Origin of the sequence: Bdellovibrio sp. KM01 (assembly GCF_013752535.1) — a bacterium.
Classification (GTDB): domain Bacteria; phylum Bdellovibrionota; class Bdellovibrionia; order Bdellovibrionales; family Bdellovibrionaceae; genus Bdellovibrio.
Genome location: NZ_CP058348.1, coordinates 1,834,676 through 1,846,880 on the forward strand (window position 1 = coordinate 1,834,676; position 12,205 = coordinate 1,846,880).

Annotated in this window: 12 protein-coding genes; 11 read left to right on the forward strand and 1 reads right to left on the reverse strand. The window is 44.5% G+C overall.

Annotated elements, in window-relative coordinates; genetic code table 11:
- The first annotated feature begins 4 nt into the window (after window positions 1-4).
- The 4 genes from kdpB to HW988_RS08970 are packed head-to-tail and all read left to right on the forward strand — an operon-like array spanning window position 5 to window position 5,989.
- Window positions 5-2,083, forward strand: a complete 2,079-nt coding sequence (gene kdpB / locus HW988_RS08955; protein ID WP_181607336.1) for a potassium-transporting ATPase subunit KdpB — start codon at window positions 5-7, stop codon at window positions 2,081-2,083.
- Complete coding sequence (gene kdpC / locus HW988_RS08960) at window positions 2,080-2,619, forward strand: potassium-transporting ATPase subunit KdpC (RefSeq protein ID WP_181607337.1); 540 nt, start codon at window positions 2,080-2,082, stop codon at window positions 2,617-2,619. The genes kdpB and kdpC overlap by 4 nt, the downstream gene beginning before the upstream one ends.
- Window positions 2,616-5,300 (forward strand): sensor histidine kinase KdpD, encoded by a 2,685-nt coding sequence (locus HW988_RS08965; RefSeq protein WP_181607338.1) that lies wholly within the window; start codon window positions 2,616-2,618, stop codon window positions 5,298-5,300. The genes kdpC and HW988_RS08965 overlap by 4 nt, the downstream gene beginning before the upstream one ends.
- The gene (locus HW988_RS08970) at window positions 5,300-5,989 is read left to right on the forward strand and encodes a response regulator (RefSeq protein WP_181607340.1); all 690 of its coding nucleotides are present in this window, start codon (window positions 5,300-5,302) and stop codon (window positions 5,987-5,989) included. The genes HW988_RS08965 and HW988_RS08970 overlap by 1 nt, the downstream gene beginning before the upstream one ends.
- Here HW988_RS08970 and HW988_RS08975 read toward each other — a convergent pair.
- Window positions 5,986-6,621 (reverse strand): chalcone isomerase family protein, encoded by a 636-nt coding sequence (locus HW988_RS08975; RefSeq protein WP_181607341.1) that lies wholly within the window; start codon window positions 6,619-6,621, stop codon window positions 5,986-5,988. The genes HW988_RS08970 and HW988_RS08975 overlap by 4 nt on opposite strands.
- A gap of 165 nt (window positions 6,622-6,786) precedes the next feature.
- Between HW988_RS08975 and HW988_RS08980 the strand changes: the two genes are divergently transcribed.
- The 7 genes from HW988_RS08980 (at window position 6,787) to HW988_RS09010 (ending at window position 12,205) form a co-directional block, all read left to right on the forward strand.
- Window positions 6,787-8,085, forward strand: a complete 1,299-nt coding sequence (locus HW988_RS08980; RefSeq protein WP_220128845.1) for an HD domain-containing phosphohydrolase — start codon at window positions 6,787-6,789, stop codon at window positions 8,083-8,085.
- A 96-nt stretch (window positions 8,086-8,181) separates the two neighbouring features.
- Window positions 8,182-8,682 (forward strand): organic solvent tolerance protein, encoded by a 501-nt coding sequence (locus HW988_RS08985; RefSeq protein WP_181607344.1) that lies wholly within the window; start codon window positions 8,182-8,184, stop codon window positions 8,680-8,682.
- An 18-nt stretch (window positions 8,683-8,700) separates the two neighbouring features.
- Entirely contained in the window at window positions 8,701-9,078 is a 378-nt protein-coding gene (locus tag HW988_RS08990) for a RidA family protein (RefSeq protein WP_142700136.1), read from the forward strand.
- Window positions 9,056-9,640: a YdcF family protein gene (locus tag HW988_RS08995; RefSeq protein WP_255490287.1), complete on the forward strand. Its 585-nt coding sequence runs from the start codon at window positions 9,056-9,058 to the stop codon at window positions 9,638-9,640. Before HW988_RS08990 ends, HW988_RS08995 begins: the two co-directional genes overlap by 23 nt.
- A 113-nt stretch (window positions 9,641-9,753) precedes the next feature.
- The gene (locus HW988_RS09000; RefSeq protein WP_246845923.1) at window positions 9,754-10,536 is read left to right on the forward strand and encodes an ABC transporter permease; all 783 of its coding nucleotides are present in this window, start codon (window positions 9,754-9,756) and stop codon (window positions 10,534-10,536) included.
- Entirely contained in the window at window positions 10,536-11,246 is a 711-nt protein-coding gene (locus HW988_RS09005; RefSeq protein ID WP_181607347.1) for a cell division ATP-binding protein FtsE, read from the forward strand. Before HW988_RS09000 ends, HW988_RS09005 begins: the two co-directional genes overlap by 1 nt.
- Entirely contained in the window at window positions 11,243-12,205 is a 963-nt protein-coding gene (locus HW988_RS09010; RefSeq protein ID WP_255490288.1) for an MlaD family protein, read from the forward strand. The genes HW988_RS09005 and HW988_RS09010 overlap by 4 nt, the downstream gene beginning before the upstream one ends.

Sequence of the window (12,205 nt, forward strand, 5' to 3'; positions counted from 1 at the left end):
GGTTATGAAAAATTCCTTTTTAGATAAGAAACTTTTAATTGAGGCCGTAAAAGCAAGTTTTGTGAAGTTAGATCCACGGGTTCAGTGGGGAAACCCTGTGATGTTTGTTACGTGGGTGGGCGCAGTCGTGGTGACGGTGATTGTAGCGTCTTTGATTACCCGTGGGCAGGCATTTTCCTTTGAGATGCAAATTGCTCTGTGGTTATGGTTTACGGTTTTGTTCGCAAACTTTTCAGAGGCGTTAGCTGAAGGACGTGGGAAGGCGCAGGCTGAGAGTTTGAAGAAAACAAAAGCTCACAGTGTCGCTCGTAAGCTTGTAAACGGAAAAGAAATTAGTTTGGCAGCGGCTGACCTTCGCTCTGGTGATATCGTGGTTTGTGAAGCGGGTGATGTTATTCCGGGTGATGGAGAGGTGATTGAAGGGATTGCGACTGTGGATGAGTCCGCGATCACAGGAGAGTCGGCTCCCGTTATTCGTGAAAGTGGTGGTGATCGCAGTGCGGTGACTGGGGGAACGCGAGTGATTAGTGATCGCATCCTTATTCGCATCACCGCAGATCCTGGTCAAAGCTTCTTGGATCGAATGATTAATCTGGTTGAGGGTGCCAGTCGTCAGAAGACTCCTAATGAAATTGCACTCAGCATTCTTCTTATCGCACTGACTGTGGTATTCGTTCTTGCGGTATCGACGCTGAAATTCTTTGCTGAGTTTTCAGCAGCTGCGGCCCACCAGGATCTTTCAGGAGTGGTGACGTTTACCGTATTGATTGCACTTTTAGTTTGTTTGATCCCGACAACGATTGGTGGATTGTTGAGTGCAATCGGCATTAGTGGCATGGATCGAATGATTCGAAAAAATGTGATTGCAAAGAGTGGTCGTGCGGTTGAAGCCGCTGGAGATATAGATGTCTTGATGCTGGATAAAACAGGCACAATCACACTTGGAAATCGCATGGCCAGTGAGTTTATTCCCGTTCCCGGCATTAAAGATGAAGCATTGGCAGAAGTTGCGCAATTGGCATCGTTGAGTGATGAAACACCTGAAGGACGTTCGATTGTAGTGCTTGCGAAACATAAGTTTTCTTTGCGCGCAAAATCATTGGAACCCCATATGGCAGAGTTTGTTCCGTTTACAGCACAGACAAGAATGAGTGGGGTTAATTTAAACAATCCAAATGGTATTGTGATGATTCGCAAAGGTGCAGGAGACGCGATTCAAAAACATATCGAGTCTCTGGGTGGAAACTATCCTTTGGCAGCGCGAGAAATTGTCGAGCGCGTTGCTAAACAAGGTGGCACTCCGTTGGTTGTTTCAGAGGGAAATAGAGTCCTTGGCGTGGTTTATCTTAAAGACATTGTTAAGGGCGGAATCAAAGAGCGTTTTGCAGAGCTTCGCAAAATGGGGATTCGCACAGTGATGGTCACAGGGGACAATCCTTTAACTGCGGCGGCGATCGCTGCGGAAGCCGGAGTGGATGACTATATCGCTCAAGCAACTCCGGAAATGAAGCTAGCCCGCATTCGAGAAGAGCAAGGACGCGGCCATCTGGTTGCGATGACTGGAGATGGAACGAATGATGCTCCTGCCTTAGCACAGGCTGACGTGGGCGTGGCGATGAACACAGGAACTCAGGCAGCAAGGGAAGCTGGTAATATGGTCGATTTGGATTCTAATCCAACCAAATTGATTGAGATTGTTGAAACAGGAAAACAGCTTTTGATGACTCGTGGAGCGCTAACGACGTTCAGCGTGGCTAATGACGTTGCAAAATATTTTGCAATCATTCCTGCAATGTTTGCGACTCTGTATGCGACACAGACGATGAAAGGTCCTTTGGCACATTTGAATATTATGGGACTGCATTCCCCGCAAAGTGCGGTTTTAAGTGCAGTGATTTTCAATGCATTGATTATCGTATTTCTAATTCCTTTGGCACTTCGAGGTGTGGAATACAAGCCGATGGGTGCCAATGTCATCCTGAGAAAAAATATTATCAATTATGGATTGGGTGGTTTGATTGTGCCTTTTGTGGGAATCAAACTCATTGATCTTTTGATTGTGGCGATAGGAGTTGTGTCATGAAAAATCTTTGGATTGGTCTTCGCATTTTTACTGTTTTGTCTCTAGTTACGGGAATAGCTTATCCTCTGTTGGTCACGGGAATCGGTGCTGCCGCATTTCCTGATCAAGTTCGAGGATCATTAGTTATGAAAAATGATATGGTGGTGGGTTCGTCTTTGTTGGGACAGAAATTCATCGGTGAAGGCTATTTTAAACCCCGTCCCTCGGCTGTGGATTATAATGGCGCAAGTTCGGGGGCCAGCAATATGTCTCCGACAAATGAAGCTTTAAAGAAAGCAATTGCTGAGCGTCAGGCTCAGGGCTTAACGCGAGAAATGCTCTATGCATCTGGAAGCGGATTGGATCCTGAGATCAGTCCTGAGGCAGCAAACGACCAAGTGGAACGAATCGCCAAGGAGCGTAAATTAACGGCGGCGCAGACAGAGCTAGTCAGTCACCTAGTTCAGGAATACACTCAATCTAGGCAGTGGGGTTTCATGGGTGAGCCCCGTGTGAATGTTTTAAAGCTTAATTTGGCTTTGGATCAGAAATTATGAATGATGACTACCGTCCCGATCCGGATCGTATACTTGATGGTATAAAAAAAGCGGAGGAGTCCACATATCGTGGGCACCTGCGCATTTTTTTTGGGATGTGTCCTGGGGTTGGTAAAACCTATGCAATGCTTGAGGCCGCACAAGAGCAATTCCGTCAGCGTGTGGATATTGTTGTTGGTGTGGTTGAAACACACGGTCGTAAAGAAACTGAAGGACTGCTGCTAGGTCTGGAAGTGTTGCCTCGTAAAAAAATTAAATACAAAGATTCTGTTCTTGAAGAAATGGATATTGATGCCATTTTAAAACGTAAACCGGAGATCGTGTTAGTCGACGAGTTGGCGCATACCAATGCTCCAGGTTCTCGCCATCAAAAAAGATATCAGGATGTCTTGGAACTTTTAGATGCAGGGATTCATGTTTATACAACGGTGAATGTTCAGCATATTGAAAGTCGCGCGGATCTGGTGCAACAAATTACCGGCGTTCGCGTTTTTGAAAGAGTTCCCGATTCCGTCGTGGATCAGGCTCAACAAATTGAATTGGTTGATATCAGTGCGCAGAATTTGCGTAAGCGTTTAAAAGAAGGCAAGGTCTATCACGGGGATCGCGCAGCGAAAGCAGGAGAGAACTTTTTTAAGGAAACTCATTTGCTGGCTCTGAGAGAGCTAGCCCTTCGTTATACCGCCGAGAAGGTAGATCAAGACCTTCAAGATCAAATGGTTGTACAAAGAGTAAGCGGGCCTTGGAACACCCAAGAGCGTCTTTTGGTAGCTATAGGATACAGTCCCTATTCAGCGCGCCTGATACGTGCTACTCGAAGGATGGCTTACAGTTTGGAGGCTCCTTGGTTGGCCTTGTACGTGGATACAGGTGAGCAACTTTCAGCTGATGACCAGGCCATGCTCAACAAGAATTTGGCTCTTGCTCGAGAGTTGGGTGCGGAAGTCGTAGCGGTCCGTGATGCTAATATCGTGGAAGCCATCCATCGGATCTCTAATGAAAGAAATGTTACGCAAATTATCATGGGTCGCCCCGTGGGGCGCTGGTGGGATTTCATATTCCGCCGAGGATCTTTGTTAGATCAACTGGTGCAAAGAGCCAGTCTGGTCGATATCCATATCATTCGTCAGGAAGAGCAAAAGAATAAGAAAAAGTTTCGTTGGGCCCCACCAGCATTGTATGCCCCAGGGACGTCTTACTGGAATGCATTTTGGTTTGTAGGTGGGATTACATTTATTAGTGAATTGCTGAATCCTTATATAGGATATCGAGCGGTGGGCTTTATATTCTTATTGGCGATTTTATTGATGGGATTCGTTAGTACGTTGGGGCCGATCTTATTTGCCGCAAGTATAAGTGTTCTTGTTTGGAATTTCTTATTTATTCCACCGTTATTTACTTTTCACATCACCGCTGCGGAAGATGTGATGATGTGCTTTGCTTATCTTTTTGTTGCCATGATGGGTGGTTTTTTAACTGCTAAGATTCGTCGTCGTGATCGCGATTTGTTGCAAAGAGACCAATACAATCGGGCTCTTTTGGAGTTGGTTCAGGATATGTCCACGGCGGTGACTCCTACGGAAGTAGCCTACTCTGCAGCGAAAAATCTGGAGAAAGTTTTAAATGGAAAAATTAAAATTTTATTCTCCACTCAGGAAGGCACATTGGAGCGTCGTCCTTATAATTCCGCCAAGTTAGACGACAAAGACCTGGCTTTGGCGCTTTGGTCTTTTGACAATCGCAAGAAGGCAGGATGGAAGACGGAGACGCTGACAGAGTCTCGCTGTTTGAGCGTGCCGTTAAAAGGTAAAAACAGTCTTGAAGGTGTGATGTTGTTCTATCCTCGAGTTCAGAATCCCTTGTCATTGGAGCAGGACAATCTGATTGAAACGGTCGCTTTGCAGTTAGGAGCGTCTTTAGAGCGTCTGAAATTGCAGAGTACACTTCAGGATGTGAAGTTACTTGAAACCTCTGAAAAGTTACATCAGGCGCTTTTGAATTCTGTTTCCCATGAATTGCGCACCCCACTGACAGCCATCATCGGATCTGCCTCGGCTTTAAGGGATGCAAAATTGAGTGCTGAAAACAGAGTGAGAGAAGACTTGGTTGACTCTGTCATTCAATCTTCGCGAAGACTGGATCAAGTTGTTGAGAATTTGTTAGATATGTCACGATTGAATTCGGGGGTTTTGACGCCTAAAAAAGTTTGGGTGGATTTCGTGGATTTCTGCTCGGAATTAACTCAAAGAATGAAAGCCACTGTCGTTGGTCATCATTTGCAGTTCCAATCATCTGAAGAACAGTGTCTGCTGCAGATCGATGAAAAATTGCTGGAACATGCGATTTCCAATTTAATACTGAATGCCGCTAAGTACTCCAAGGCAGATTCAAATATTATTTTGAAACTTCAACATGAGGGACGAAAAGTCATCTTGAGTGTTTCAGATGAAGGAAGTGGAATTCCTTTGGAACAGTTGGAAAAAATATTCGAGCCATTTCACCGTGTGCCGGGAACGGCCGCTGGTGGAGTCGGTTTGGGATTGGCGATTGTAAAAGCTTTTGTTGAAGCTCATGGTGGACAAGTTTATGCTGAAAACCGTGTGGATCGAAGTGGGGCTGAATTCGTTATTCAGCTTCCTTATGAAAATCCTCCTGCTATTTTAACTTCAGAGGGGCGTTAATGAAGGATCTGCGTCGAGTTCTGGTTATTGATGATGAGGCACCGATCAGAAAGCTTTTGCGAGTCACTCTTGAAGGCAATTCTTATCATGTTATTGAAGCCCACAATGCTCAACAGGGTATTTCAATGGCAGCTTCGGAAAGACCGGAGTTGATTCTTTTAGACCTGGGGCTTCCCGATAAAAATGGCTTGGAAGTTTTGCGCGAAGTCCGCGAATGGTCCCAAGTTCCTATTGTGGTTCTCACTGTACAAGATTCTGATGAAGATAAAATTGCAGCCTTAGACGGTGGGGCTGATGATTACGTCACCAAACCCTTTAGCGTTCCTGAGCTTTTGGTTCGTATGCGTGTGGCTCTTCGTCATTCCGTTGGTGCTCCAGAAAAGACTGAATTTAAGAGTGGTCCCTTGGTTGTAGATATTCCCGGACACGTTGTTAAAGTTTCAGGTCAGGAAATCAAACTGACTGCGACTGAATTCAATATTGTGAAAGTCCTGATGAAGCATAAAGGGAAAGTGGTCACGCATCGAATGCTTTTAAATGAAATCTGGGGACCCAATTCCGTGGAGCATACTCACTATTTACGCGTGTATGTCGGGGCTGTTCGAAAAAAGATCAAGCTGGATGAGGCAACGCCTGAGCTGATTAGCACGGAAGCCGGAGTGGGTTACCGGCTTCTTGATTTGGATTAATCTTTTAGCAGCGATTTTTTAAGTTCTGCGACGCCGTCATCGGCAGGCTTACCCAACCAAATTGAAAACACTTTTTCAATCAGTCCAGAAGACCCTTTGATTTCAGTCACTGTACCTGCGGTTGTTTCATAAGAAATCTTTTCTGATCCATCTTTCATGCGAGAACCCAGAATTGTCAGAGCTTTTCCTTCTTTTGCTTCGCCGCCTTTAGAAACTGCATCTAGGAATTGTTTAAGGGAAGCATCATCCAAACTCACAGCGTTCGCAGTGAGGGCTTCTTTGAAGGATTTCTGAACATTTTCACCATCTACTGCACGCAAGAAGTGAAGTTGAATTGCTACTGCCTTTTGGTCTTTTAAAGAAGCCAAGGCATCTGCTTTTTTGAATTTCGCCAGATCAGCGACATAAAGTTCACCGACATAGACTTTTACGTTAACAAAAACGACTTTCTTGGCGCGAAGTCCCGCACCAACTTCCGTCAGTTTTACGTCTTCACCATCTACATTTGTCGTAGCGGAAGGGGATAGTGCGATTTTCTCCATTTTTTGATTGCCAGCTTCTGTTTTTAAAAGAGCGGCATTTGCAGAGAAAGACAAAGCGGAAGTGATTAGAGACAAAATGATTGTTTTCATAGCACTATGATTCGTTTTGCGAATGAATATGTCAATGCTGAAAAGTTTTGTTGGCAGTCAGAGAGTGCATAAAGTAACATTTCAATGTTTATGGCTGAAAAACGTCCTGCTATCTTTTTTAGACAGAAGTTGGAGCTCTTGCTGTTGAGTCAGCGAGAGGACGTTTTGTCTCGTGTTCAGAAGCTTATATCTGAGCATAAGTTTACATTTAGACATGTTTTGGCTATGGATGATCTTAAGGCTCGTCCCTTTGAATTGCAAAGAGCTTTGACTATTGTGGTTGCACAAGAAGAGTCGGAGCATATCGGTGCGTTTACGGAAAGAATTCTCGGGTTGGTTGAGAAATTTCCTCTTTCTACGATTTTTACACTGACCCATGAAGCCCCTGAGAAAAATAAATTCTCTGGTTCAAAGTTTTCGCGGGTGCTTTTGATAACGCCTTTTGATTTCTTTCAGAACTTCAAATTTGAATACATGCTGTTGTTGAAGTGCCGGGCGCAGTTTTTTGATATTTTACCTTCAGATTTATTCTCTATGACCACTCTGCCATTTACGGTTTTTGTGCGCATGCCTATTAACCAAAGAATCATGGGTGTTGCATTCCGGGGAGCTGTGCTGTCGGATTCTAAATATCAGAAAATGCTTACGAAGGGTGGTTTTTTAGTTCATGGGCGCGAAACCCCTGCCTATGTTGAGTACATCAACACTTATTTTGATCGTTCAGGGATGTCGCTCAGAAAGAGAATGCGCGCTGTTTTTCTGTCTATTGCCGCAGTATGGGTTGAGTTAAGTGAAGTTATTATTTTTGAATTTAAGACAGCTTCGGACGAAGAGATCGTCGCACTCTATAACCAGTTGGAGCAGTTGGCTCAGCAAATGATCGATGTCTTTAAGAGTGAAGAGAATCTGTGGGATGCTTTGTGTGAAGTTTTAGAGAATGATCTGTTTGATAAGTGGCGCAGCCCCTGGGTGGCATCCTATGCCGCTTATATTTCGGTGAAGGCTAGTTTAGGAAATCCAGTGGATGTTCTGCTGGCGGGGATATTTTGTGATGTGGGGCTTTTGGATATTCCAGATGCAACCTATCAGAAGTTTTTGAAAGCGGGGGAGTCACAGTTGGACCCTCAGCAAACTGATGAGTATCGAAAGCATCCGATGATGTCTTTGAATCGTTGTCTATTCAAAAAAGTTCCTGTGAGTGAATCTGTTAAGGCGATCATGGTTTGCGTCCATGAGCGTGCGGATGAAAAAGGATATCCGAGTCAGACGCCTTTTGAGATGGTTCCGGTGGAATCCTCTTTGATCCGATTTGGTGAAATGATTGATTTTGGAGTGCGTACGACTATGGCTGAACAATCGATCGGCTTCCGTTATCTTCGAGACAAAATATGGCAAGAAGCCAAGGAAAAGCCCGGTAATTTTTCAAAAGACTTCCTTGAACAGATTTCTGAGAGCATGAAGTAACCATTCTGCCTATGACACCCATTGTAAGAGTGAAAATCTTTTGCCCCTATTTCGGCTTTTGCATTTAATAGAAGCCTTAATAAGGAGTACTAGAAAATGCTTAAAGTTGTAGCAGTGGTGTTTGCATTTTTGGCTGGCGTAAGTGTAGCTGAAGCGAAAGATTTGACGAACCGTTTGGGTGTTGGAGTTAAATCTCATTCAACTTTGGATCTTCCAGAGCTTGCTGTTGTTTATAATCCTTCCACTGAAATTCAAATTTCAGGTGGGTTGGGAATTGATACTCAAAAAGATCAATCCAAGTTCGCGGCCACTGCCGGTGTTCGTCGTATCGTTTTTAAAGAACAAAACATGAACTTCTATATGGGTGGAACTTTAGGTTTGGTGAACTGGGAAGAAGTTAACGCCACGACATCTAAAAATGAAAAACAATCCGGCTTTGAGTTGGACGCCGTTTTCGGTGGTGAGTTTTTCTTTGCTGGTCTTGAGTCTTTGGGTTTCACGTTTGAAGGTGGCGTTGGTGTGATTTCCGCTGATAATGTTCGCTTTAGAACAATTGCGGATAGCCCTTTCCGCGCCGGTATTATTTTTTACTTCTAATTCACAAAGGATATTTTCATGAAAAAAGTTATTCACACAGACAATGCTCCTAAAGCAGTTGGTCCATACTCTCAAGCCGTAGCAATGGGCGATTTCTTGTTCTGCTCTGGACAAATTTCTATCGATCCAAAGACGAATGAAGTTTTCACTGGCGACATCAAAACTCAAACTGAAATGGTTATGAAGAATGTTGAAGCCGTTCTTGCTGCAAACAACATGAATTTCACAAACGTAGTAAAAACAACAATCTTTCTGACGAACATGGCGGACTTTGCAACTGTGAATGAAATCTATGCGAAATCATTCACGGCTGCTCCTCCTGCACGCTCTACAGTGGCTGTTGCGGCTTTGCCTAAAGGTGTGAACGTCGAGGTTGAAGTCCTTGCTCACCGCTAAAGCCCTGTTACGCACGCGTACTTTTTGGATTTTGATTGTTCTGGGAGCGCTGATTGTTCAGCGCTTTATCCATGAATATCATCAGATCGAAAAAGAACCGATGATCTCTTGGACGAAATCACAGAGTGCAGATTGCGCTGTGGTTTTGACGGGGGGGGCGGGGCGTGTGCGTGAAGGTTTTGATTTGCTGGCAAATCAAAACGTTAAGAAGCTGGTGATCTCTGGCGTGTATTCGAATGCGAGAATGCGCGAGATCATGCCTGTTTGGCCTTTTTATGGAAACTTGAATGAGAATGATGTGGTGTTGGATCGTAGATCAGAAACTACCTTCGGAAATGCTCAACAAAGTTTGCCGATTGTGGAAGCTTTAAAGTGCCGAGATATACTTTTGGTGACCTCGCGCTTGCACATGTATCGTTCTTATAAAACCTTCCGTTCTGCCTTTCCGGAGAACATTTTCATTCAGAAACATCCCATTGTGGGAGGCCGTTACGAGCCTTCGGTCGTGGAGATCTCTTTTGAGGCATTAAAGTCTTTCTTTTATTCTCTGTGGGCCTATTAAAACCAGACCTTGGTTTGTAAACGAAAGTTCTATTTTCTCCGATAAATCACCTAGGAAACTGGGGATTTTCGATGAATTCGTTACTCTTGCAAATAGACTCCCTCGGGAGATTTGTGACCAAGAATGTGGAGTACACATGGCGTGTACTCCTGATGGTTTATCTTTCCCTTCGCGCTACCATTCTTGATCAAACGCAAGGTGCGCGTGAAATCGTCCGCGTGATTTCGGCGCAAATTTACTTCACAGGATGGCAGGCTTTGCCGCTGGTAAGTGTTCTGGCGCTAACTTCCGGAAGTGTCTTGGTGCTGCAATCCCTTTCAAATCTTTCCATGTTCGGCGGAACGCAGATGATCGGTCAGTTTTTGATCGTGATGATTTTACGTGAAGCCGGTCCGTTGTTAGTGGCTCTGGTCGTGGTCGCCCGATCTGGAACAGCGGTGGCTTCCGAGATTGGTAATATGCGTGCGAACCGCGAGATTGAAGCCCTAGAAGTGATGGGAATCAATCCCTTAAGCTATATCGTTTTTCCTCGCGTGTTGGGTGGCGTGATCAGCATGTTATGTCTGGCCTTTTATTTCAATTTCGTCGCTTTGATTGGCGGCTTTTTTGTGACGAAGTTCATTCAAGATATGCCCTTTGCGTTTTATGCTGAGTCGTTGATGACTTCGTTTGCGATGGATGACTTTTTGATTTTCCTTCTGAAAAACAGTTTCAGCGGAATGATCATTTTCGTCGTTTCCTGCTATCAGGGATTGTCGGTTAAAAAAAGTCCCACCGAAGTTCCGCAAGTCACAACCCAGGCGGTTGTGAACAGTATCATTTTCGTTATTATTTTTAATTTAGTTGTAACAGCTTTGTTCTATTTAAATCAGTTACGCAACCTGGGGGTCATTTAATGAAAATCGAAAGTCTAAAATTTGAAGGCGTTTCTTTTTGCCACGAAGGTCAGGACCCCGTCGTTACCAATGTTGAATTTGATTTTCCGATGAATGAAATTCTTTGGGTAAAGGCTGAAGAAGGCGCCGGTAAGAGCTCTTTGCTGCAAATTCTTGCAGGTTTGCAAATGCCTCAATCAGGTCAGTTCTTGATCAATGGCAACAACGTTTGCGATATGTCTTTCGAAGAGTTTTTGCCTTATAGACTGCAAATTGGCTATTCGTTTGATTATGGTGGTTTGATCAACAATCAAACGTTGTTCGATAATATGATGTTGCCGCTTTTGTATCATAAGACTTTAAGTCCGGCGGATGCAAAGGCTCGCGTGGATGAGATCTTTAAGATTTTTGATGTGACGAAGTATGCACACGAGAGACCGGCACACGTCCCGGGTCGCTTGCGTAAACTTGTCTGCTTGTTGCGTGCGATGGTTATGCGCCCCCAAGTGTTGTTGTTGGATGATCCAAGCGTCGGTTTGGGGCAGGACAGCGTATACACGTTAGTGGATTATATCCATCAGCTGCGTAAAGAGGGATGTTTACAGCACGTCTTTATCAGTTCTTATGATGAGAAATTTATGAATCTTTTCAATTATCAGATTGTTCATTTGGATGATGGACAGCTTTATTTTCAACCGGTTGATCCAGAGAAGAGAGTCGTACATCTATGATGAATGTAAAGTTCAATAAATTTGAACGAATTGCTGGACTGTTTGTGGGGCTTGCGATCCTGGGTGTGATTGTAACCGCAATCAGTATTGCTATCAAACAGGGTTGGTTCGACTCGAAGGTCTTTTATACGACGACTTTTGAGAATGCGGACGGTCTTCATCAAGGGACGACGGTGCAGATGGCAGGTCTTCGTGCCGGTGCTGTTGAAGACGTCGAGCTTCGCGCGGATAACAAGATCCAAGTGACGTTTTATGTTTTAAGTAAGTTCCAAGAGCGTATCCGTCAGGACAGTTCGGTTTCCATGAATCGTCCGTTTATTATCGGGGAGAAGATCCTTGAGGTGACGGTGGGTTCAGAAAAGCTTCCGATGCTTGCGAATAACAGTCTGATTGGTTCCCATGAAACGATGGACGTGGTGACGATGCTTTCCAGTCGAAACATCAGCACGACGATGTCTCGAGTGGGTGGGCTTTTGGAAAACATGCAAATGTTGGTGGAAGCCTTCGCGGATAAAAATCGTGCTCAAAGTTTCGTGCGCGTGATTGACCGTATGGATCCACTAATGAAAAATATGACGGTCATGTCCCAAGAGGTGATCAAACTTTCTAAGCAGGCGACTAAAAACGATTCTATGGAAGTGTTGATGACGAATTTGGCAACGACCACGACCGAGATCAATCGTATTTTGCCGGAGTTAAATAAGCAAAATCCAGAGCTCGCAAAAGACCTGGCTGTGATGACTCAAAATCTGGCCGTGATGACCCATGCTTTGGGGCCTGTTATGAAAGAAGTGGAGCCGGAGCTTCCGCATGCTTCGCGTCGTTTGCTTGAAGTCATGAATGAGACTGTCGTTACTTTGAAAGCGATGCAAAAAAGCTTCTTTATGGAAAGCAATGTGCGTGAGGTTCGTAAAGAAGAAGCTCTGCAGCGTGCTCCCGCCAGCGACAAAGCTAAATAG

Bases quoted from the DNA above. Each gene is read 5' to 3' on its own strand.
- HW988_RS08975 (WP_181607341.1), bottom strand. From the start codon at position 6,621: ATGAAAACAATCATTTTGTCTCTAATCACTTCCGCTTTGTCTTTCTCT.
- HW988_RS09010 (WP_255490288.1), top strand. From the start codon at position 11,243: ATGATGAATGTAAAGTTCAATAAATTTGAACGAATTGCTGGACTGTTT.
- HW988_RS09005 (WP_181607347.1), top strand. From the start codon at position 10,536: ATGAAAATCGAAAGTCTAAAATTTGAAGGCGTTTCTTTTTGCCACGAA.
- HW988_RS08970 (WP_181607340.1), top strand. From the start codon at position 5,300: ATGAAGGATCTGCGTCGAGTTCTGGTTATTGATGATGAGGCACCGATC.
- HW988_RS08990 (WP_142700136.1), top strand. From the start codon at position 8,701: ATGAAAAAAGTTATTCACACAGACAATGCTCCTAAAGCAGTTGGTCCA.
- kdpC (WP_181607337.1), top strand. From the start codon at position 2,080: ATGAAAAATCTTTGGATTGGTCTTCGCATTTTTACTGTTTTGTCTCTA.
- kdpB (WP_181607336.1), top strand. From the start codon at position 5: ATGAAAAATTCCTTTTTAGATAAGAAACTTTTAATTGAGGCCGTAAAA.
- HW988_RS08985 (WP_181607344.1), top strand. From the start codon at position 8,182: ATGCTTAAAGTTGTAGCAGTGGTGTTTGCATTTTTGGCTGGCGTAAGT.
- HW988_RS08965 (WP_181607338.1), top strand. From the start codon at position 2,616: ATGAATGATGACTACCGTCCCGATCCGGATCGTATACTTGATGGTATA.